This is a genomic window from Aeromonas sp. 55A, assembly GCF_051919665.1.
Classification (GTDB): domain Bacteria; phylum Pseudomonadota; class Gammaproteobacteria; order Enterobacterales; family Aeromonadaceae; genus Aeromonas; species Aeromonas veronii.
Genome location: NZ_JBQBEH010000008.1, coordinates 3,094,897 through 3,117,339, shown reverse-complemented (window position 1 = coordinate 3,117,339; position 22,443 = coordinate 3,094,897). Strand labels below are relative to the sequence as shown.

Below are 22,443 nucleotides of genomic sequence, written 5' to 3'. Positions count from 1 at the left end.
GGCAGCTTGGAATAGCGATGGAGCGAGAAGAGTGTGACCGCAATGTCAGGGGATGGATAAATCTCAGGTATAAAAAAACCGGCGCCAAGACGCCGGTTCTTCAAGGAGAGTGCAGCCCGATTACAGGGAGTCAGCATTCTCGGACAGGTACTTGGCAACGCCGTCCGGAGAGGCTTGCATACCTTTTTTGCCTTTTTCCCACTGAGCCGGGCACACTTCGCCGTGCTCTTCGTGGAATTGCAGGGCATCGACCATGCGCAGCATCTCGTCGATGTTGCGGCCCAGCGGCAGATCGTTGACAACCTGGTGACGAACGACACCGTTCTTGTCGATCAGGAAGGAGCCACGGAACGCCACACCGGCTTCCGGATGCTCAACGTCATAGGCTTTGCAGATTTCGTGTTTCACGTCGGCGATCAGCGGGTACTTGACCTGACCGATACCGCCATCTTCCACTTTGGTGTTGCGCCATGCGTTGTGGGAGAACTGGGAATCGATGGAAACACCGATCACTTCCACGCCACGCTTCTGAAACTCTTCATAACGGTGATCGAAGGCAATCAGCTCGGACGGGCAGACGAAGGTGAAATCGAGCGGGTAGAAGAAGACAACGGCAGCTTTGCCTTTGATGTGGGATGACAGGTTGAATGAATCAACGATCTCGCCATTACCCAGAACAGCTGCGGCGGTAAAATCGGGTGCGGGACGGCCTACCAATACCATATTCAATTCCTCTTTATGTGAAGTGAACAATCCGGTGAGGATTGGGCTACCTAGAGCCAAGTCCATCTAATTCAAGCGACAAAATATAGACCCGGTGGTAGATTAGTTAAATCAAATTAAATAGATAGCATTAATCGGGTTTTTCTATGCAACGTTGGCCCAGCCTCAAACAGCTGCAATATCTGGTCGCTCTCGATGAGCACAAGAACTTCAACCGCGCCGCCAAGGCCTGTCATGTCAGCCAGTCGACCCTGAGTACCGGGATCCAGACGCTGGAGGACATGATGAACCTGCAACTGGTGGAGCGGGACCACAAGAGCTTCATTATGACCCCGGTCGGCATGGAAATCGTCGAGCGCGCTCGCAATTTGCTCTCCGATGCACGGGATCTGATGGAGCTCGGGCAACATCAGGGTGGCGTGATGCAGGGGACGGTACGTCTGGGCTGCATTCCCACCATCGCCCCCTTCCTGTTGAGCAAGCTGCTGAAAGAGTGCAGCAAAACCTATCCTGACCTCGAATTGTTGCTGCGTGAAGACACCACCAGCAATCTGCTCAAGCAGCTGGAACAGGGTCAGCTCGACTTGCTGATCCTCGCCCTGCCCATCGAGATAGGTGGATTTCACTGCAAGACCGTCGGCCAGGATCCGTTCCACATGGTGATGCCCGCCAGCATGGCGGCCGGTCTGCATACCCCGTTCGACTACAAGGAGCTGCCCAACCAGAGCATCTTCCTGCTGGAGCGGGAGCACTGCCTCACCGAGCACGCAGTGAGCGCCTGCCGCCTGCGGGACAAGAGCAAGATCAACCCGTTCGCCGCCACCAGCCTGCACACCCTGGTGCAGATGGTGGAAGCGGGTCTTGGCACCACCTTCCTGCCGCAGATGGCCATCGATGCCGGCATTCTTGCCAACTCCGATCTGGTGGCCATCCCGCTGCCAGGAGAGACCTCCTATCGCGAGATCGGGCTGGTCTGGCGCCCCAGCACCACCCGGGTGCAGACCTTCTACAAGCTGGCCGAGCTGCTTAAACCGCTGATCAGCCACAACGAGTGACAACAAACGCCAGCCCTCGGGCTGGCGTTTTTCAGTTCCCCACCACATTTTTCCTCTCGGAGACTAGGTCTGGAGCCAGATCCCTGTTTATGATGGAAAAGTTGTCGCGCCCCCTACCGCCAGAACGATTTGGCAGGATATGGCGCTCGATAAATGTCTCGTTTGGTAGACCCGTCCGTGGAGAGAGCCCGATGTATCGCAAGCTGCTGCTATCCCTGCTGACTCTGCTGCTGGCCGCCTGTTCCAGCACGCCGGAGCCGCCTCCGGCACCCCGGCAGAGCAGTGCCTTTGATGGCTTCTACCAACAATGGCGCGGTGTTCCCTACCGCATGGGCGGCGCCAGCCGCGCCGGGCTAGACTGCTCCGCCTTCACCCAGCTCGCCTACAGTCAGGTGCTGGGCTTCAACCTGCCAAGAACCACCGAATCTCAGGCCAGCATTGGCAAACCGGTGGATCGCTACCGGCTGCAACACGGGGATCTGGTCTTCTTCAAGACCGGCTGGCAACAGTACCATGTCGGGGTCTACACAGGTGCCGGCGAGTTTATTCACGCCTCCACCAGCAAGGGAGTGATCCGCTCCCGCCTCGACAACGTCTACTGGAACAGTCGCTACTGGCAGGCGCGTCGGGTGACCCAGTAACCGGCCACACGCCTGCTCGTGACACAAGTTGCGTGCCGATACTCTCCGTCAATCCCTGTCGCGATGTCGGGACACACAACCCGCGCTTATAACTCAATTGGACCCAAAGCCTGCATATCACACCATTTTGTGATAAGGTGGTGGCCAATTTTTAACACTTTTGCCTTTTTCTCATACGCTCTCTGTCCTGATTGACAACACGCGCGGCGATAACAAGCAGCGCGCGGCGAAAGTGGAGTGTGGCGCAACACTGCCGGACGGGTGTCCCACAGCTGCAGTATCAAGGGTTAAATAGATAAGGAGATCGTGCAATGAAACAGTATCAAAGCTGGCTGGGGCAATACCTGATGAGTCGCCGTGACGGTGACCACGCCATGGCATGCGAGATGGCGAGTTCCATCTGCGAGTTCTGGCAGCAGCAGGGTGATGAAAACGAACTGGACAAGTGGCAGCAGATTTACCAGAACCATCTGGAAAAGACCACCTGATCCCGACCGTTTCCTTGCTGCCAGCCACCCGGTGTTGGCAGCAAGGCCACTCGCGACCAACCACTATCAGCCAACCCCTCTCCCCCTATTTTCCCGCTACGTTAAACCGCTACCTTCGTTCACTCGCGCTTTACCATCTTCATTTTGCTCTTGCGCACCGGCCTCTGTTCATTCCATCTCGGCAGCCATTTCCTGCGCCCAGTCGATAAAGGCCTGGATCTTGGGACACGCCCGATTGGGCAGGGTCGCCATGTAATAACGCTGCTCGCACTTGATCTCCAGCCCGGCAAAAGGGGCCACCAGCTCGTTGCGTGCCAGTCGCTTGCTCACCAGATTCTTGCGCCCCATGGCGATCCCGGCGTGATTCATGGCGGCGATGATGGCGAGATCCGAGCGATCAAAACCCATGCTCAGCTGGCATGCCTCGAGGCTGACCCCGGCGTGGCGAGCCCAGCTGCTCCATTCGTCGGTATCCGAGTCAAATCCCCATGCCTGCCGATCATGAAGCAGACGGCACAAGGACAAGTTGGCGGGATTACCGACAAGCCTGTGCTGCTCGGCATATGCCGGGCTGCAGACCGGCAGCATGTACTCATCCATCAGCGGGTGGATGGCAAGCCGCTCCGGGCTCTTCTCATCGAAATAGAGGGTCAAATCGATGCCATAACCATGCAGGTTGATGTTCTCGTTGCCGGTGATGATATTGAGCTCGATCTGCGGATGCAGGCGGGAGAAATCCGCCAACCTGGGCACCAGCCAGCACTGGGCGATGGAGGGACGCGAATAGATGGTCAGGGTACCGGAGAGCTCCTGATTCTTGATCTCCAGGATCTCCTGATTGATGAACTCCAGCGAGGATTTGAGCGCCCAGAACACCCGCTGCCCATCCGCCGTCAGTACTACCTTGCGGTGAAAACGCTCAAAGAGCTTGAACCCCAGCTCCTCTTCCAACGCGCTGATCCGGTGACTCACGGCACTGGGACTCAGCGACAATTCATCAGCCGCCATGGCAAAGGATCCGTGGCGGGCGGCCGCCTCGAAGGTGTGCAACTTGGCCAACTGGTAGCCGCTCAACAGCTTGTTGCGCGATATGTAATTATCCCCGTTATACATTCATCCCCCTCTTCGCAATGGCCGCCGATGATACACCCACAGGCCACTTTCAGGATGAAACCAAAAGACCCAAAGAGTGTGATTTCGATAAATTGTGACCAATGTAGTGCTCTTGCATCACCTCGGCTCACCCAAGTGGTCGATTTCATCATTTGTCAGCCCCGCCTCATTTTCATTCAATAAGCGCATAAACAATCACACACAACAGATGTCGAGGCGCAGTATGAGTTCAGAGGTATGGGTCATCGCTACCTTGCTAAGTAGCATCGTTCTTATCGTGGTCACCATAGTGAAGGGCAAGGTGCATCCTTTCCTTGCCCTGCTGCTGGCGAGCTTCTATGTGGGCACCCTGATGGGGATGAACCCGGTCAACATGGTCAATGCCATGGAAGCGGGCATTGGTGGCACCCTCGGTTTTCTCGCCGCCGTCATTGGTCTTGGCACCATACTCGGCAAGATGATGGAGGTGTCTGGCGCGGCTGAGCGCATCGGCCTCGCCCTGCAGAGATGCCGCTGGCTCTCGCCACAGGTCATCATGGTGCTGGTTGGTCTGGTATGTGGCATCACCCTGTTTGTCGAAGTCGGCGTGGTACTGCTGATCCCGCTGGCCTTCTCCATCGCCCGCAAGACCAACACCTCGCTGCTCAAGCTGGCCATTCCGCTCTGTACCGCCCTGATGGCCGTGCATTGCATCGTACCGCCTCACCCTGCCGCCCTCTATGTCACCAATCAGCTGGGCGCCGATGTGGGATCCGTCATCGTCTATGGTCTGGCAGTCGGCCTCTTTGCCTCCCTTATCGGCGGCCCCCTGTTCCTCAAACTGCTGGGCAAGCGGGTACCGTTTAAGGAAGTGCCAGCCGCATTTGCCGATATCAAAGCACGCGATGAAGCAACTCTCCCGACCTTGAGCGCCTCGCTCTTCACCGTGCTGCTGCCCATACTGCTGATGCTGGCCAAGACGGTCGCCGAGCTCAACATGGATCACGCCAGCCACCTCTACACCGTGCTGGAGTTTATCGGCAACCCCATCACCGCCATGTTCATTGCCGCCTTCACCGCCTACTACGTGCTGGGGATCCGCCAGCAGATGAAGATGGAGGGACTGCTTAACAAGACCGAGGAGTGCTTCTCCTCCATCGCCAATATCCTGCTCATCATTGGGGCAGGCGGCGCCTTCAACGGCGTGCTCAAGGCAAGCGGGCTGGGCGATAGTCTGGCCACTATTCTCTCCCAGCTGGATATGCACCCGATTCTGCTCGCTTGGCTGGTGGCCATCGTGCTGCACGCCGCCGTGGGCTCCGCCACCGTAGCCATGATGGGCGCCACCGCCATCGTCTCCCCCATCATGGTGCACTACCCGAACATCAGCCCGGAGATCATGACCCTGGCCATCGGCTCCGGCGCTATTGGCTGCACCATGGTGACCGACTCCTTGTTCTGGCTGGTCAAGCAGTATTGCGGCGCCACCCTGAACGAAACGCTCAAGTACTACACCACCGCCACCTTGGTCGCCTCCCTGATGGCGCTGGCCGGTACTTTCCTGCTCTCCTTTATCGTGTAACAAGACCGAGAACACTATGAAAAACATCGACGTACAACAGCTCACAGCGCAATTTCCACTGGTGCAATCCCTGATCGCGCTTGAGCCAGTCACCTGGTTCAACCCCAACACCACCACTCTGGCTGCCGGTCTGCCCTATGTGGGGCTCGATAACAACAATGTGGCGGACGCTTCCGCTCGGCTGGCCCGCTTCGCCCCCTACATGTGCGAAGCCTTCCCCGAGACCCGCGACAGCAACGGCATTCTGGAGTCCGAGATCGCCGCCATTCCGGCGATGCAACGCACCCTCAATGAACGTTACGGGGTCGAAGTGACCGGTAAGTTGCTGCTGAAAAAAGACAGTCACCTGCCCATCTCCGGCTCCATCAAGGCCCGCGGCGGTATCTACGAGGTGTTGACCCATGCCGAGCAACTGGCCATCAAGGCGGGACTGCTCTGCGAAGAGGATGACTACCGAAAACTGTTCAGCGACGAGTTTCGCAAGTTCTTCAGCCAGTACAGCATCGCAGTGGGCTCCACCGGCAACCTTGGCATGTCCATCGGCATCATGAGCGCCAAACTGGGCTTTACCGTCACCGTCCACATGTCAGCCGATGCGCGGGAGTGGAAGAAGCGCAAGCTGCGCGAACACGGCGTCATCGTGGTCGAATATGCCGAAGATTACGGGGTGGCGGTGGAACAGGGACGCAAAGAGGCCGAGCGCGATCCCAACTGCTTCTTTATCGACGACGAGAACTCCCGCACCCTGTTCCTCGGCTACTCGGTGGCGGGCGAGCGGGTGAAAAAGCAGTTCGACCAGATGGGTATCAAGGTGGATGCCGACCACCCGCTGTTTGTCTACCTGCCCTGCGGCGTGGGTGGCGGCCCGGGCGGCGTGGCCTTTGGTCTCAAGCTGGCGTTCGGGGATAACGTTCACTGCTTCTTCGCCGAGCCGACCCATTCCCCCTGCATGTTGCTGGGGGTCCACACCGGATTGCACGATGCCATTGCGGTGCAGGATCTGGGCATCGATAACCTCACCGCAGCCGACGGCCTCGCGGTAGGTCGCGCCTCCGGCTTCGTCGGCCGCGCCATGGAACGGCTGCTTGATGGCTTCTACACCCTGAGCGATCAGGAGATGTATAACCTGCTGGGACTGCTGGCGCGCGATGAGCAGATCACACTCGAGCCTTCTGCTCTGGCGGGTATGGCTGGCCCGTGGCGGGTGGCTGCCCATCCCGAGTGGCTCACCGGGCGCGGTTTCGATGCCGCAACCATGGCACAGGCCACCCATCTGGTGTGGGCCACCGGCGGTGGCATGGTGCCCGCCGAAGAGATGGTAAAGTACCTGGCCAGCGCCAAGATCTAGGCTTTTTTGCCACTTTTATCTGCAAATCAACCCGCCATCACGGCGGGTTTTCTGTTTTGGGAACAAGGGGATGGGGCTGTTCTGTCGCAATCCATGGCGACAATTTCCCCAAGTTGGTCAGTTTGTGCTAAAATGGCGCTCATTTTTTGACATCTCGCGTCACGTTCGCCGCCAGATTGCCCATCGGGCTCTCTGCCCGGGTCGTGACTTTGCACCATCATGCCTGATGATGTTCCCCCCTGGATGAGCCGACAGGCTCCCGTCAAGGTGGGCACCCTCAAGGGCACATGAGATAAGGAGATCGGGTAATGAAACAATATCAAAGCTGGCTGGGAGATTATCTGATGAGTCGACGTGACGGAGATCACGCGATGGCTTCGGAACTTGCCAACACCATCTGCGCCTTCTGGAAGGCCCAGGGTGATGAAGCAGAAACCAGCAAATGGCAGCAACGCTATCAGCAACACGTAGAGCAGGCGCAATAAGCCCCTGCACTCTTTCGCGATAAAAAAACCGGCGCACATGGCGCCGGTTTTGCGTTTCTGGCAAGCAGCAGATTACATCTGGTCGATCATGTCCTGAGCAAACTGGGAACAGGAGCGCAGGGTGGCCCCTTCCATCAGACGCTCGAAGTCATAGGTGACGGTCTTGTTGCGGATCGCCGCTTCCATCCCCTTGATGATGAGATCGGCCGCTTCGACCCAGCCCATGTGGCGCAGCATCATCTCGGCGGAGAGGATCAGGGAGCCCGGGTTGACCTTGTCCTGACCGGCATATTTCGGTGCAGTACCGTGAGTTGCCTCGAACAGAGCCACGCCATCACCGATGTTGGCACCCGGCGCGATACCGATACCGCCCACCTGAGCAGCCAGCGCATCGGAGATGTAGTCACCGTTGAGGTTCATACAGGCGATGACGTCATACTCGGCCGGACGCAGCAGGATCTGCTGCAGGAAGGCGTCGGCGATGACATCCTTGATGACGATGGTCTTGCCGGTTTTCGGGTTCTTGAAGGAGCACCAGGGGCCGCCGTCAATCAGCTTGGCACCGTACTCGTTCTGGGCCAGGGCATAACCCCAATCCTTGAAGGCACCTTCGGTGAACTTCATGATGTTGCCCTTGTGCACCAGGGTCACTGAGTCGCGATCGTTGTCGATGGCATACTCGATGGCGGCACGCACCAGGCGCTCGGTACCGGCCTTGGACATCGGCTTGATGCCGATCCCGCAGGATTCGGGGAAGCGAATTTTCTTCACGCCCATCTCGTTTTGCAGGAAGGCGATTACCTTGTTCGCTTCGGCGCTGTCGGCCTTCCACTCGATACCGGCGTAGATGTCTTCGGCGTTCTCGCGGAAGATCACCATGTCGGTCAGATCAGGACGCTTCACCGGGCTCGGGGTGCCGTCGTAGTAACGCACCGGGCGCAGGCAGATGTAGAGATCCAGCTCCTGACGCAGGGCCACGTTGAGGGAGCGGATACCGCCACCGACCGGAGTAGTCAGCGGGCCCTTGATGGCCACGCAGTATTCGCGAATGAAATCCAGGGTTTCGGCCGGCAGCCAGGCACCTTCGCCATAGACATGAGTCGATTTCTCGCCGGTGTAGATCTCCATCCAGGCGACCTTGCGCTCGCCCTTGTAGGCTTTCTCGACCGCAGCATTCACCACATTCAACATGGCAGGGGTTACGTCAACACCGATGCCATCCCCTTCAATAAACGGAATGATCGGATGGTTGGGAACCTGCAGCTTGCCGTTGGCATCGACTGTGATTTTCTGACCTTGGGTCGGGATTACTACTTTGCTTTCCATCGGCATCTCCTAACTTCCGTTTGTTATCAACTTGTTTGTTGCGCGCGGCCATCTTAGCCCATTCATTTTCATAATAAAACGACAAGAAAGCATGTCAGACCAAAGAGGTAGCCACCCGCCAGTGCGCCGTCACCACGCCTTCCCGACACAGCCCCGTTATCCCTCCAGCTCGCTGGCCGCCGCCTGCGGCTGACTCAGGGAACGGTACTGGGAAGGGGTCAAGCCGGTCTTCTGTTTGAACACCCGGCAGAAGTAGTTCACGTCACTGTAACCGCAGCGACTAGCCACCTCTTCAAGACGAAAGCGGTACTTTTTCAGCATGAATTTGGCCCGATCGATCCGCACCCAGCTGATGTAATCGGCAAGGCGCATATGACCCTGCTCGCGGAACAGGTGGGAGAGATGGCTGGCCGAGACGTTGAAGCGGTGGGCAATGGAGTCACGGGTGATGGGACGGTGAAAGTTCTCCTGGATATAGATGCAGATCCCGTGAAAGAGCTCTGCCCCCCGTGGCCGATCCGTGGCGGACTCCAGCAACAGCTGACGGGCACTCGCCAGCAGAGCCTGCAGTAGGTGATCATCGGTGGGGGAGCGACCAGGATCCTCAGTCAGTACGTTCAGCGCCGCCAAAATGTGTTCGATCACATGGCCCGCCCGCGCCATGATGCTGTGCTTTTGCACATCGAAAAAGTCCGGATCTTCACGGCGCTTGCTCACCAGACTGAACCCCAGCTGGCGTTTGCCAAACAGCAGGCTCAGCACCGAGCAGTCGGTGGTCCAGAGCGGCTTGTTCCAGCCGTTGGGGGGGATATAGAGCGCCTGTCCCGGCAATACACTGATCTCTCTGACCCCCTCCTCCCTGTCCCAGATCTGGTTGAGATACTCGCCACTAAAGACCAGCTCGAGGCGGGGAAAGTTGACCTGATAGCTAAAACTGGGTGGCACCCCCTGTTCACTGGCAAACCAGATTTGGTCAAATGGAACCTGTTCGCTCAGGGCTCCGTCGAGCAGTTGGCTGAAGATGAGAGACATGGTGATCCTGATCAAGAGAGAGGCAAGCGGTTGCGGCGCGCACGACCGCCCATGTTATAGTCCGGTCCACAGCAGTAATGCCACCCTTTTCTGCACCCGATTTTCTTCAAACTAGACGAGGCGTCCCTTATGAGCAGTAGCGATCTGCCCTCCTTTCTGTTGATGCAAAACCCGATTCAAGGCTATGACTGGGGCAGTCATGACTCCCTCACCACCCTGTTTGGCATTCCCAACCCGCAAGGCAAACCCCAGGCCGAACTCTGGATGGGCGCCCATCCCAACGGCTGCTCCGAGGTGACGCTGGCGGGCAGTGTGCAAAAGCTCTCTACGGTGATCGACAGTGCTCCGGCCGCCGCGCTGGGTGAGGCCACCTTCGCCCGTTTTGGCAGCCTGCCGTTCCTGTTCAAGGTGTTGTGTGCCGAGAAGGCTCTCTCCATTCAGGTGCACCCGAGCAAGGCTCAGGCTGAAGCGGGCTTTGCCAAAGAGGAGGCCGCAGGCATCGATATCAAGGCGAGCAATCGCAACTACAAGGACCCGAACCATAAGCCGGAGCTGGTCTTTGCCCTCACCCCCTATCAGGCGATGAACGGCTTTCGCGCCATTCCCGCCATTCTGGCACTGTTCGAGCGGGTCAATCTGGCGGCCATCGCCGATCTGACCGCTGCCCTTGCCGCCAGCCAGAATGAAGCGGGCCTGCAGCACTTCTTCCACCAGCTGCTGGTACTGGAAGGGGCGCGCAAGGAGGAGGCGCTGGCAGGGCTGCTGACCTATGCCGCCGCCCATCAGGATGAGGAGACGTTTGCCCTCATCACCAGTCTGGCGGCCCAGTACCCGGGAGATGTCGGCCTCTTCTCGCCGCTGCTGCTCAACGTGGTGACGCTTGAGCCAGGTCAGGCGATGTTCCTCGATGCCTGTACCCCGCACGCCTATGTGCGCGGCACGGGTCTCGAGATCATGGCCAACTCCGACAACGTGCTGCGCGCCGGCCTCACCCCCAAATACATCGATGTGGCAGAGCTTTTGGATTGCACCCGCTGCTTGCCCAAGCCGGACGACCAGATCCTGCTGGCCCCCCGCTGTGATGGCGCGGTACAGCACTTCGACGTGCCGGTACCTGACTTCACTTTCAGCGTCTACCCGGCTGGCGAGCATCAGCTCACCACTGCCAGCGCCGAGATCCTGTTTGCCATCGATGACACAGTGACCCTCAAGCAAGGCGAACAGTCACTGCGTCTGGAAAAGGGGCAATCTGCCTTTATTCCTGCAGCGACTGGCAGTTATCAACTGCTGGCCGAAGGGCGGGTCGCCCGCGCTGGCAACCGCTGCTAATCAGCATAAGAGTCGACTCTTGTTGGAGGGGGAATATGCCTCCCCCTCCCAACAGAGCAATATGGCCTACCAATCAAGTCCGTCTGTATCTCTACTGCTCTCTTATGCCTACCTTCCATCAGGCATATCGCTCTGAAGTCCATCCCTGACTGCATCCTGCCCACAACCAGCTCCACAGGTTTGTCGCCCAAGCTTGGCGCACCCCTGATGCAGATGACTGGGTCTGCTGAAACGAAGAAAATTCCAGCCTGCACAAGCAACGGCGACACTCTGAGTATCCGAAAAAATGGAGGCAATAAAAATAACAACTCTACCCTCTACTATTTTCACCCTCTGATGAAAACTAAAAAAGCACATAGATGCATCACCATTAAACCTTTCCCCGGCCATCATCATTCGGTCTGTAAACATTTAGCAGCCGTAGTCATACAGAACCATTAATAATGCAAACGAAAGGGATCTCTTTTGATTTTTCGAGATGCGGCCCTATTTTTTAGTCGTTCTATAATTTAACTCTAAGCAAACCATTCGATCTTTGTCGAAAAGAAAAACTTAAGAAAAAACATAAGATTATGATACATATATCTTTTTTTCTTTTACATCACACCTTAAGGCTGACGTAATCCGTAAAAAAGCCAGGCCGAATGAACTGACAATTCAATCAATTTAAAAGCAGGGTAATGAGAGATTTGATATTTATTTTTGATATGCCAGCCAAACCTCATTGCAGTAAAGAAATAGACCTTAAATACCCTCTGTGATTAAGATCTCTTTTATTTGATTTATTTTTAAGGTATCACATCTATTCGCCGATATAAATTTCACACAAAGATCCCCTGACAAAAATAGATAAAAGAGGATATATGCTGACAAAAATGACAATTGGGCAAAAGCTGACCATGACGTTTACCACTCTCGCTTTGTTGATGCTGGGTTTTGCCTGGTTTGCCACTTTACAACTCTCCAATATTTACCGTGACGCCAGTGAGGTCAGCGACAATATCGTTCCCTCCATCCGGGCATCCAGCCAGATGCATGTGTCCTTGCTGGACGCGCGCCGTGCCGAACTGAACATGGTGATAGATGCACTGGGCAAGGATCCCGACTCCCTCAACAGCAGCACACAGTCTTTCGAAGCGGCAAAGAGTCAGTACATGGCCGCCGAGCAACGGTATGGATCGATGCCTTTTGTGTCGGAGCGAGATCGCAACATGTTTGCAGAGCTGAAAACTGCAGCAGCCAAATATTTTTCAGCCCATGGTGACTTAGAAACAGCCATACGGCAGGGAGATATTGCCAAGATGCAGTCGCTGATCAAAAACGAATCCCGCGCTGCCCTCGAGCAGGCAGGACAGGATGGTCTGGAGCTTCGCAAGGAGAACGATCGGGTCGCCAACCTGCTGACCAAGCAGAGTGAGGCTTCCTATGAACGGGCCAAACTGCTGAGCACTACAGTCGGTGCGCTAACCTTGCTGTTCGTCGTTATTGTGGCCTGGCTGCTGATCCGGCAGATCCGCAATCCTGTGATGACCCTGCTGGAGCAGACCCGCCAGGTAGCGGCAGGCAACCTCACCAGCCAACTCGACATGAAGCAATTCTCCCATGACGAGCTGGGTAAGCTGGCTCAAGGGTTCAATGAGATGCAATCCAATCTGCGCATGCTGGTCAACGAGGTCTCCGGCTCGGTAGTGCAGTTGGGCGCGGCCGCCGAAGAGATCAGCGCGGTGGCACAGCAATCGGCCAACAACATGGGCGCCCAGCAACATGAGCTCAATCAGCTGGCCACAGCCATGAACGAGATGCAAGCCACGGTACGGGAGGTGGCCCGCAACACCAACGACGCCGCCAGCGCAGCAACGTCGGCCAGCGACACAGCCGCACAAGGCAGCGAGACCGTCAATGACTCAATCGGCAGGATTGAAAAGGTGGCTACCGCCATCGAAGAGACAGCTCTGGTGATCCGCCAGCTGGGTGATGACAGCCGAAATATCGGCATGGTGCTTGAAGTCATTCAGGGGATTGCCGAGCAAACCAACCTGCTGGCACTGAATGCGGCAATCGAGGCAGCCCGAGCCGGTGAACAAGGTCGTGGTTTCGCCGTGGTAGCAGATGAAGTCCGCACTCTGGCCAAACGAACCCAAGACTCCACTTCCCAGATCAACCACATCATCTCCGAACTGCAGCAGCGCGCTAACGAAGCGGGCGTCACCATGCAACAGAGTCAGGATATGATGTCCGAGACGGTCCACACAGCTCGTGAAGCGGGAGCCTCTATAGCCGAAATAAGCAGCTCGGTTAACAGTATCTCCCACATGAATATTCAGATTGCCACCGCAACTGAAGAGCAGGGGGCGGTAAGCGAGGAGCTCAATCGCAATGTAGTCAACATCAGCAATGCCTCGGAAGAAGTGGCGACCGGCGCCAAACAAATGGCTCAGGCTTGCAACGACCTCAACCTGTTGGCAACACAACTGCAGGAGGTTGTACGCAAGTTTCGGACATAGCCCCGATTGCCCCCCCTCATTCATCAGCCCAATAAGGCTGAAGCACTAAACAGCCCGCCATTCATAAAAGTGGCGGGCTTTGTCAAATAAGGAACCATACAAAACCCTAAGACACCGATGATGCACATAACAAGTGATCAGTAGATGGATTAACTCACATCAAGAGCAGCCCACCCTCTTTCTGATTGTTCTCTCAACGCGTTTTGCCAGCACCTTCACATTTTCCGCCCTCAAAGCAGCACACAAATCTCCATACCTCCGAAGGCGAAACCTTTTCGTCGCACTCATGCAAGTAGCAAGATGCATTCATAATTAATTGTTTTTATTTAAAAAAATAAAAATATCGGTATAAATTGGCTTTCATGATGATATGCGAGCTGGGTCACATGGCGACTTACACCGCACAAAAATCCAGTAAACGGCACATTTGTCCGATTTCGGCTCCGCGCCAACCGGAGAACAATATCCAGGTCAATTGTTCCCCCCATCATGCGGCTCGGCAACGGAGCCAGGAGAGTAATATGTTACCCACCATGACCAACGGCAGACTCATCTGCCTGGAGTTGAAGGCCACCAACAAGGAGGCCCTGTTCGACGAGATGGCACAGATGCTGGCGCGCGATGGCGCCGTGTCTGATCAACAGCAATTCGTCAAGGATATCTGGGCCCGCGAGCAGCTGGACTGCACCGGCTTCGAGCAGGGTGTCGCCCTGCCCCACGCCAAGAGCAAGGCGGTCAGCCGTCCGGCCATTGCCATCGGTGTCAGCCGTCAGGGTATCGAGTACGGCGCCGAAGATGGCAAACCAACTCAACTGATCTTCATGATCGCCTCCCCGGATGGCGGCGCCAACCACCACATAGAAGTGCTGGCCGAGCTCTCTACCCGTCTGCTGGAGCCGGGCTTTATCGAGCAGATGAAGGCGGCCACTACCGTTGAGCAAGCGCTGACCCTGCTCAAACAGGGCCCGAAAATGGAAAAAACGGCGCCAGCCGCCAAACCGGCAGCCACTGCCCCGGCGGCCCCCGAAGAGCGCACCTTCAAGGATCGCCTCAACACCATGAAGCAGCACCTGCTGTTTGGTACTTCCCACATGATCCCCTTCATCGTGGCGGGCGGTGTGCTGCTCTCCCTGTCGGTGATGATGAGCGGCAAGGGCGCCGTGCCGGAGGCGGGCTTCCTCAAAGACATGGCCACCATGGGTATCGCCGGTCTGACCCTGTTTACCGCCGTACTGGGTGGCTACATCGCCTACTCGCTGGCTGACAAGCCGGGCCTGGCCCCGGGCATGATCGGCTCCTGGATTGCCGTTCAGCACTATCAAACCGGTTTCCTTGGCGCCATTCTGGTTGGCTTTATCGCAGGTTTCGTGGTCAATCAGCTCAAACGGATCAAGCTGCCTGACTCAATGGCCTCCCTTGGTTCCATCTTCATCTATCCGCTGATCGGTACCTTCCTGGTGTGTGGCATCGTGATGTGGGGGATCGGTGCCCCGATCGCCGCCATGATGGAAGGGATGAACCACTGGCTCTCCAGCATGGCGGGCTCAGGTAAAGTGATGCTGGGTGCCATTCTGGGTGGTATGACCGCCTTCGATATGGGCGGCCCGGTCAACAAGGTTGCGACCCTGTTTGCCCAGACTCAGGTCAACACCCAGCCCTGGCTGATGGGCGGCGTCGGTATCGCCATCTGTGTACCGCCGCTCGGTATGGCACTGGCGACCTTTATGTCTCCGAAGCGTTACAAGAAAGAGGAGCGTGAATCCGGTAAAGCGGCCGCCATCATGGGCATGATCGGGATCAGTGAAGGTGCTATCCCGTTCGCCGCGGCTGACCCCATGCGTGTTATCCCGGCCATCGTCGCAGGCGGCATCGTCGGCAACATCACCGGCTTCATGATGCACAGTATCAACCACGCCCCCTGGGGTGGCTGGATTGTCCTGCCGGTTGTTGAAGGCAAGATGGGCTACATCTTGGGTACCATCCTCGGCGCCCTGACCACCGCCATCATCGTCAACCTGCTGAAGAAGCCGGTGAGCGAAGAAGATGACGTGACCGCCACCCACACCAGCTTCGAAGTCATTGAAGCGGAAGGAGAAGCGGACGTACTGGCCATCACTGCCTGCCCGTCTGGCGTAGCCCACACCTTCCTCGCCGCCAAGAGCCTGCAGAAGGCTGCCGCCAAGCAGGGGATCAAGATCAAGGTCGAGACCCAGGGCGCCAACGGCATCATCAACCGCATTACCGCCAAGGATGTCGCCAACGCCCGCTGCGTCATCTTCGCCCACGACGTGGCAATCAAGAACCGCGAGCGCTTCACCAATATCGAGGTCATCGATGTGAAGACCAAGGAGGCGATTCACAATCCGGAAGCACTGTTGGCCCGCACGCTGGGCAACAAGGCAAACGCCGCCTGATAGCAGTCAGACCAACCAGTACGAGGGGCCCATCATGGGCCCCTTTTCGTTGCCTGCCGAGCAACCGCACATCATCCCACCGACCAAGCCACTGATTTAAAACATATTAACCAGTCACATCACGGATCTTGGCGAGCCGTCACAGAACGGTGACGTGTAAAAAAACAGCAATTGAAGCGCTGGTCAGATCTCATGTCAAATGGCTCCGCCTACTAAACTGGAGCATCACAAAAATGATAAAAATCAATAAATTGGTTCTGGCTGTTACCCTCACCCTCACTGCCACCCCCTTGCTGGCCGCCCATTGGGAGTGCGGCGAGCACGTACGCTTTGGTCTGCCCTCCGAATCGGATCAGAAGCTCTGCCGTGAAGGGTATGCTGTCGGCTACAACTACGACTACAAGGTGGCGGACTGGGTCTCCTACCGGATGACCGCCCAAAGCGCACAGGGCACAGTGCCCCGCAAGGATGCCTTCGCCGAGGACAGGGAGATCCCGGTCGCCTACCGCGCCACCCTCTCCGACTACAAGGGCTCGGGCTACGACCGTGGCCATCAGGCCCCGGCGGGAGACATGAAATCGAACAAGAACACCATGAAAGAGAGCTTCCTGCTGAGCAACATGACACCGCAGATCGGGGTGCTCAACCAGAAGGCGTGGCGCGTGCTGGAGGACAAGGTGAACAAGTGGGCGGTCTCCCGCAAGGATGTGCAGGTGATCACCGGCCCCATCTTTACCGGCTCTGAAGAGTCCATCGGTCAGGGTGTGGCGATCCCGAGCGCCTACTACAAGATCGTGATGGACCCGGCCAGACTGCAGGCCATCGCCTTTATCATGCCGCAGGAAGAGGTGCCCATCAGCCAGATCGCCGACTACCGGGTCTCGGTACGCGAGGTGGAGGAGCAGACCCAGCTCAACTTCTTCAGCGATATGCCCGAAGAGCAGCAAGAGACGCTGGAAGCCCGCGTCTCCCAGATGTGGAACTGAGCGCGAACACCCGCCAACAGATGGATTGAGACGCCATCTGTCTTGCATCGCAACAGAGGCAGGGGGAGTCACGCTCCCCCTGCCCTTTTCAGATGGCTGCTGACCCGTTGCGGCCATTTTTGCGGCCACAGGTGTGGCATCACCCGACGACTCGCCCCGACTCACAGTTTACCGCACCGTTAACTGGTATATTGCCCCCTCTTTGGCACTAACAGACTGAATTGACGCACATTTGCCTTATCCCATCGGCCCGCAAACCGGAGCCCACGGCGCGATTCAGCCCGACAGAGGACCTTTTGATGAAACAGACCCTTCTTGCCCTCACCCTCGGCGGCCTGTTGGCGCTCTCGCCCCTCGCCCTGCAAGCGGCCGAGAGCTCGATGCAAATGGAGCACGACCTCAATACCCTGGTCAGCAAACGCCAGGCGGTGGACATGTTGCTCGGCGAAGCGCTGCAGATCTACAAGTCGCCAGCCAAAATCTCCCACGCCGGTTTTACCGCCAAGATGCCGAGCAATATGGAGCTGGTGACCGAGCGGCTGCTGGCCGCCTACCAGCTTGAGCCCTACCGCACCGACCTGCTCATCTCGGCGGCCAACGCACAGCTCTACAACGGCAACCTGAGCCGCGCCATCACCTTGCTGGAGCAGGCGCAGGCCGTCGCCCCCGATGATCTCGACATCAACAGCTATCTCGCCATCTGGCAGCTGGTGAAGGGTAACAAGGAGGCTTCCCGCAGCTATCTGGCGAAAGTGGCGGATCGCAACAGTGGCCGCGCTGCCGATCTGGAGGAGATCATCGCTCGGGTGCAGCGGATCACCGCCGCCCCGCTGCAAACCGAACTGACCGAGGATCAGCTCAAGGCCAGCAGGGAGGGCAAGCGCGCCATCGTCACCCTAGGCTACGCTCTCAATCCCGACGGCAGCATGGACAAGATCCTGCTGGGCCGGCTGCAAACCACCCTTGAGCTGGCCAAGGCCGATCCGGAAGCGCTGATCATCCTGACCGGCGGCGTGCCCCAGAACCGCCAGACCGAGGGCAAGCTGATGGCTGACTGGCTGGCCAACCACGGCATCGACCGCAGCCGCCTGATTGAAGAGAACTACGCCACCAGCACGGTGGATAACGCCCTCTACAGCGCCTATGCCCTCGCCCGCCACCAGATTGACTATGCGGTGCTGGTAAGCTCCGCCAGCCATGTACGCCGCGGCCAGACGGTACTGGAAATCGCCTGCGACCAGATTGGCCCGGCCAACATCAAGGTGGCGAGCGTCAGCTACCCCGACAAGCCCCTCGAGGAGCTGGCCACCCCGAGCGAGAGCGAGCTGCTCGGCATCTACCGGGATGCCCTGCGTACCTACGGCATGTGGAGCTACCGCTCCGCCCCGCTGATTGAGCGTTGATCGACCATCAACACGAAAAAGAGAGGGAGGCGTGATGCCTCCCTCTCTTTTATTGACCGATGATTGGCCAAGCCGCGCCCGTTAGCTGACGATAAAGCCCTGTGAGGGGGCCGCTTTGGGATCTTCACCGAAGCGGTTCGGCCCCTGCTGGCCGTTGCAAACCATAAAGTAGATAAGCACCAGGGTGCCGATAATGGGGATGAGCCCGAGCAGCAGCCACCAAGCGCTGCGGTCGGTATCGTGCAGACGACGGGCCGCCACCGCCAGCGATGGCAGCAGCACAGCCAGCGAATAGATGGAGCTTATCAGCTCATTGTCGCCGCCGATCAGCTTGTCCACCATGCCGAGCAGCAACATGACGATGACGTTGCACAGCACGAACATCCAGTATTCGGTGCGACGGGCCCGCCCGCTGAATACCGCATATTGCTTGAGGACCGAGATATACCAGTTCATTGCGCCTCCTGAGTGGCCTTTATGCCTATGAATAAAAAAGAGAGTCGATAAAACAAGTAGTTAAGAGCTTAGCGCGATCATCCCCCCGAGTCGACAATGATGCCCGAACGCCTCCCAAACTAATCAGCTGCGGCAATCATTGACCGACTGAGCCGGAAGATAATTTGCCCTGCAACAGGGCAAATCCCCCCCATCAGCGCATCACTCTCGTCACAAGCAGGAAAATGGTGCTTAATAATCCATTAGCAATCGTATGGACTCAGCGTGAGGATAGCGGTAGATTCGGCGCCCAATCCTGAACAGGATCTGTGTCTCCCTCCCATAATGAATCCACTTATTCATTACTTCTCCTAACACAGGGATAGCCATGAGTATTACACGCAGAGATTTTCTCAACGGCGTTGCCATCACCATTGCGGCAGGCGTCGCCCCCATCAATCTGCTCAAGGCTGCCGAAAGCGGCAGCACGCTGGCAGATAAAACCCTGGCCTACCCGCCCGCCCTCACCGGCCTGCGCGGCAACCACCCGGGCTCTTTCGAACCGGCCCACAGCATCGCCCGTGACGGCAAGCAGTATGATTTTGCCAATATTCCCCTTGAGGGGGAGTACGATCTGGTGATCGTCGGCGCCGGGATCAGCGGTCTGGCCGCTGCCTGCTTCTATCAGCAACTGCTCGGCGCGGATAAAAAGATCCTGCTACTCGACAACCACGACGACTTTGGCGGCCACGCCAAGCGCAACGAGTTCACCACCCCCGATGGCCTGCGTCTGGGTTACGGCGGCAGTGAGTCCCTGCAATCACCGCGTTCGGTCTACAGCCCGGTGGCGCTGGGTCTGCTCAAGGCGCTGGAGGTCAACATCGACGAGCTAGCCGCCGGTTTCCAGCAGACCTTCTATCCGGATCTGGGGCTGAGCCGTGGTGTCTATTTCGACGAGAAGCACTTTGGCGTCAACAAGATAGTAAGCGGGGATCCGGGCCACAACGTGGCGGACGATATCCCCCGCGATCGCCTGAACGGCCGGCCACTGGCAGAGTTTATCGGTGACTTCCCCCTCGATGATACCGACAAGGCCGCCCTGTTGGCCCTGCACGAATCGAAGATCGACTACCTGAGCGGCATGACCCGCGAGCAGCAGGACGAGTGGGTGACTCGCAACAGCTACACCACCTTCCTGCGCGATAAAGTGGGTCTCAGCGAGCGGGCGATCACTTACTTCCAGCAGCGCACCAACGATTTCCAGGCAGTCGGCATCGACGCCACCGCCTGCGCCGATGCGCGCCTCTGCGCCTTGCCGGGGTTCGACGGCCTCAATCTGACGCCGCTGGATGCCGAGGAGCAGGCGGAGCTGGACGATCCCTACATCTTCCACTTCCCCGATGGCAACGCCGGTCTCACCCGCCTGATGGTACGCAAGCTCATTCCGCAGGTGGCGCCGGGTCACACCATGCAGGATGTGGTGCTGGCTAAGTTTGACTACAGCAAGCTCGACCTGCCGGAGCACAAGGTGCAACTGCGCCTTGGCAGCACGGCGTTGCAGGCCAAAAACGTGCGCCTCGCCGACGGCAAGCTGGCGGTGGATGTCACCTACATCAAGGAGGGGAAACTGCACCGGGTGCGGGCCAAGCAGTCGATCATGGCGGGCTACAACATGATGATCCCCTACATGGTGCCCGAGATGCCGGAGCCCCAGAAGGAGGCGCTGCGCCAGAATGCCAAGGCGCCGCTGGTCTACACCAAGGTGGTGATCAAGAACTGGCAAGCCTTCGTCAAGCTGGGGGTACACGAGGTCTACTCCCCCGCCGCCCCCTACAGCCGGGTCAAGCTCGACTATCCGGTCAGCATGGGTGGCTACGAGCATCCCAAGAGCCCGGATCAGCCGATGTGCCTGCACATGGTCTATGTGCCGACCCTGCCGGGCAGCGGTCTGTCGGCCCGCGAACAGTCCCGCAAGGGGCGCGCCATGATCCTCGGCATGCCGTTCGAGCAGCATGAACAGATGATCCGCGAACAGCTGCAGGGGATGCTCGGCAGCGCCGGTTTCAACCATGAGCAGGACATCCTCGCCATCACGGTCAACCGCTGGTCTCACGGCTACTCCTATGTCACCAACACCCTGTTTGATGACGAAGCGCAGTGCGAAAAATGGATTGAACTGGGTCGCCAACCGATCGGCAACATCACCATCGCCAACTCGGATGCAGGCTGGAGCCCCTACGCCCACGCCGCCATCGACGAAGCGTGGCGCGCCGTCAACGAGCTGGTAGCCATGAGCAAGGGAGGTGCCCAATGAGCCGCGCTCTGTCACTGACCGCCAGCGCCCTGCTGCTGGCCCTGCCCGCCCTTGCCGCCCACGCAGCCCCCGCCATGTCGGCAGGGGAATACGTGGCCAAGCTGGGCGATTGCGCTGCCTGTCACACCAGCGAAACCAGCAAGCCGCTGGCGGGCGGCAAAGGGTTCCCGACCCCCATCGGCACCGTATTTGCCACCAACATCACCCCCGACAAGACCCACGGTATCGGCAACTACAGCCTGCCGGAGTTCATCAAGGTGATGCGCGAAGGGGTAGCCCGCGATGGTCATCGCCTCTATCCGGCCATGCCCTACACCGCCTACGCCAAGATGAGCGATAAGGATCTCGAAGATCTCTATCACTATCTGATGAAGGAGGTGCAACCGCTGGCCATCGCCAACAAGGAGAGCGACATCCCCTGGCCGCTCAACATGCGCTGGCCGCTGATGGGCTGGAACTGGATCTACCACGATGACAGCCGCTTCACCCCGGTGGCGGGCAAGAGCGAAGAGTGGAACCGTGGCGCCTATCTGGTGCAAGGCGCCGGCCACTGCGGCAGCTGCCACACTCCACGCGGATTGGGGATGCAGGAGAAAGCGCTGACCGAGGTGGATCCCGTCTACCTGAGCGGGGCAGCGCTGGATGGCTGGTATGCCCCCGACATTCGCGGCAGCCGTTACAGCAAGCAGGCGCTGATCGACCTGCTGAAAACCGGCCGCAGCCAGCATGAAGCGGTCGCGGGCCCCATGGGGGAAGTGATCACTCACAGCAGCCAGTATTTCAGCGACGCCGATCTGGCCAGCATCGCCACCTATCTCACCGATCTGAAAGATGAGTCGATGGCGGAGAAAGGGGCCCGCGCCTACGCCAGTGCCAGCGGCAAGGCGGACTACGCCATGTACTGCTCCACCTGTCACGGGGCCAACGGCCAGGGCAATGACCACGTCATCCCCTCGCTGGTCAACAACCGCACCGTGCTGGCGAGCGATCCGTCGAGCCTGATCAACGTGCTGCTGCACGGCGCCGAGACCCCGGTCACCCACGGCCATCTGGGTTACCACATGCCGGGCTATGGCTGGACCATGGATGACGAGCGGCTCGCCGAGCTGGTCAACACCCTGCGCGCCTCCTGGGGCAATGAAGGCACCGCCGTCAAGGCGGCGGCGGTCAAGGCCCAGCGCGAGCTGCACGGCAAGGAGTAAGGGCTGTCAGCTCTCTCTTGACCAAGTGCCATAAGAGAACGGGCCTCCACTGGAGGCCCGTTTGCTATCTGATGCACTCGGACT

18 protein-coding genes are annotated in these 22,443 nt (G+C 58.1%); 13 read left to right on the top strand and 5 right to left on the bottom strand.

The genetic code is table 11. The annotated features are described in order from the left end of the window. Nucleotides 1-120: 120 nt before the first annotated feature. Complete coding sequence (locus tag ACTG2G_RS18470; protein WP_005337701.1) at nucleotides 121-723, bottom strand: peroxiredoxin C; 603 nt, start codon at nucleotides 721-723, stop codon at nucleotides 121-123. Nucleotides 724-869: 146 nt separating this feature from the next. Here ACTG2G_RS18470 and ACTG2G_RS18465 point away from each other — a divergent pair, with 146 nt between their 5' ends. From ACTG2G_RS18465 to ACTG2G_RS18455, 3 genes are all read left to right on the top strand, one after another. Further along, nucleotides 870-1,778 carry a hydrogen peroxide-inducible genes activator gene (locus ACTG2G_RS18465; RefSeq protein ID WP_005337702.1) on the top strand — a complete coding sequence of 303 codons (909 nt, stop codon included), beginning with the start codon at nucleotides 870-872 and terminating at the stop codon, nucleotides 1,776-1,778. Between the two features lie 191 nt (nucleotides 1,779-1,969). Continuing rightward, nucleotides 1,970-2,419, top strand: a complete 450-nt coding sequence (locus ACTG2G_RS18460; protein ID WP_005337703.1) for a C40 family peptidase — start codon at nucleotides 1,970-1,972, stop codon at nucleotides 2,417-2,419. A gap of 311 nt (nucleotides 2,420-2,730) precedes the next feature. Then, the gene (locus ACTG2G_RS18455) at nucleotides 2,731-2,907 is read left to right on the top strand and encodes a hypothetical protein (RefSeq protein ID WP_005337704.1); all 177 of its coding nucleotides are present in this window, start codon (nucleotides 2,731-2,733) and stop codon (nucleotides 2,905-2,907) included. A gap of 168 nt (nucleotides 2,908-3,075) precedes the next feature. On the opposite strand, the gene dsdC is transcribed toward ACTG2G_RS18455, so the two are convergent. Continuing rightward, entirely contained in the window at nucleotides 3,076-4,020 is a 945-nt protein-coding gene (dsdC, locus tag ACTG2G_RS18450; RefSeq protein WP_236367363.1) for a DNA-binding transcriptional regulator DsdC, read from the bottom strand. A gap of 223 nt (nucleotides 4,021-4,243) precedes the next feature. Here dsdC and dsdX point away from each other — a divergent pair, with 223 nt between their 5' ends. The 3 genes from dsdX (at nucleotide 4,244) to ACTG2G_RS18435 (ending at nucleotide 7,414) form a co-directional block, all read left to right on the top strand. Then, nucleotides 4,244-5,581, top strand: a complete 1,338-nt coding sequence (dsdX, locus tag ACTG2G_RS18445; RefSeq protein ID WP_429205094.1) for a D-serine transporter DsdX — start codon at nucleotides 4,244-4,246, stop codon at nucleotides 5,579-5,581. Between the two features lie 16 nt (nucleotides 5,582-5,597). Beyond that, on the top strand, nucleotides 5,598-6,929 hold the full coding sequence (locus ACTG2G_RS18440) for a D-serine ammonia-lyase (protein WP_429205096.1): 1,332 nt from the start codon (nucleotides 5,598-5,600) through the stop codon (nucleotides 6,927-6,929). Nucleotides 6,930-7,237: 308 nt separating this feature from the next. Then, nucleotides 7,238-7,414: a hypothetical protein gene (locus tag ACTG2G_RS18435; protein ID WP_005337712.1), complete on the top strand. Its 177-nt coding sequence runs from the start codon at nucleotides 7,238-7,240 to the stop codon at nucleotides 7,412-7,414. A 72-nt stretch (nucleotides 7,415-7,486) separates the two neighbouring features. Here ACTG2G_RS18435 and icd read toward each other — a convergent pair whose 3' ends face one another. Together icd and ACTG2G_RS18425 are read right to left on the bottom strand one after the other, a co-directional pair. Next, the gene (gene icd / locus ACTG2G_RS18430; RefSeq protein WP_421326276.1) at nucleotides 7,487-8,740 is read right to left on the bottom strand and encodes an NADP-dependent isocitrate dehydrogenase; all 1,254 of its coding nucleotides are present in this window, start codon (nucleotides 8,738-8,740) and stop codon (nucleotides 7,487-7,489) included. A gap of 156 nt (nucleotides 8,741-8,896) precedes the next feature. Further along, entirely contained in the window at nucleotides 8,897-9,772 is an 876-nt protein-coding gene (locus ACTG2G_RS18425; protein WP_005361632.1) for a helix-turn-helix transcriptional regulator, read from the bottom strand. A 129-nt stretch (nucleotides 9,773-9,901) separates the two neighbouring features. Between ACTG2G_RS18425 and manA the strand changes: the two genes are divergently transcribed. The 5 genes from manA (at nucleotide 9,902) to ACTG2G_RS18400 (ending at nucleotide 18,408) form a co-directional block, all read left to right on the top strand. Then, on the top strand, nucleotides 9,902-11,101 hold the full coding sequence (manA, locus tag ACTG2G_RS18420) for a mannose-6-phosphate isomerase, class I (RefSeq protein ID WP_439985725.1): 1,200 nt from the start codon (nucleotides 9,902-9,904) through the stop codon (nucleotides 11,099-11,101). Nucleotides 11,102-11,964: 863 nt separating this feature from the next. Beyond that, nucleotides 11,965-13,605 (top strand): methyl-accepting chemotaxis protein, encoded by a 1,641-nt coding sequence (locus ACTG2G_RS18415; protein ID WP_439985724.1) that lies wholly within the window; start codon nucleotides 11,965-11,967, stop codon nucleotides 13,603-13,605. Nucleotides 13,606-14,126: 521 nt separating this feature from the next. Continuing rightward, complete coding sequence (locus tag ACTG2G_RS18410; protein ID WP_439985723.1) at nucleotides 14,127-16,019, top strand: PTS fructose transporter subunit EIIC; 1,893 nt, start codon at nucleotides 14,127-14,129, stop codon at nucleotides 16,017-16,019. A 233-nt stretch (nucleotides 16,020-16,252) separates the two neighbouring features. After that, the gene (locus tag ACTG2G_RS18405; protein ID WP_075115225.1) at nucleotides 16,253-17,005 is read left to right on the top strand and encodes a DNA/RNA non-specific endonuclease; all 753 of its coding nucleotides are present in this window, start codon (nucleotides 16,253-16,255) and stop codon (nucleotides 17,003-17,005) included. A gap of 299 nt (nucleotides 17,006-17,304) precedes the next feature. After that, the gene (locus ACTG2G_RS18400; protein WP_216978424.1) at nucleotides 17,305-18,408 is read left to right on the top strand and encodes a YdcF family protein; all 1,104 of its coding nucleotides are present in this window, start codon (nucleotides 17,305-17,307) and stop codon (nucleotides 18,406-18,408) included. An 81-nt stretch (nucleotides 18,409-18,489) separates the two neighbouring features. On the opposite strand, the gene ACTG2G_RS18395 is transcribed toward ACTG2G_RS18400, so the two are convergent. Then, a complete protein-coding gene (locus ACTG2G_RS18395; protein ID WP_421337903.1) occupies nucleotides 18,490-18,864 on the bottom strand; it encodes a DUF805 domain-containing protein in 375 nt (124 codons plus the stop codon). A gap of 367 nt (nucleotides 18,865-19,231) precedes the next feature. Between ACTG2G_RS18395 and ACTG2G_RS18390 the strand changes: the two genes are divergently transcribed. Together ACTG2G_RS18390 and ACTG2G_RS18385 are read left to right on the top strand one after the other, a co-directional pair. Beyond that, nucleotides 19,232-21,157, top strand: coding sequence for an NAD(P)-binding protein (locus ACTG2G_RS18390; RefSeq protein WP_421266947.1), 1,926 nt, complete (start codon nucleotides 19,232-19,234; stop codon nucleotides 21,155-21,157). Further along, entirely contained in the window at nucleotides 21,154-22,359 is a 1,206-nt protein-coding gene (locus ACTG2G_RS18385; RefSeq protein ID WP_439978243.1) for a c-type cytochrome, read from the top strand. Before ACTG2G_RS18390 ends, ACTG2G_RS18385 begins: the two co-directional genes overlap by 4 nt. Nucleotides 22,360-22,443 lie beyond the last annotated feature (84 nt).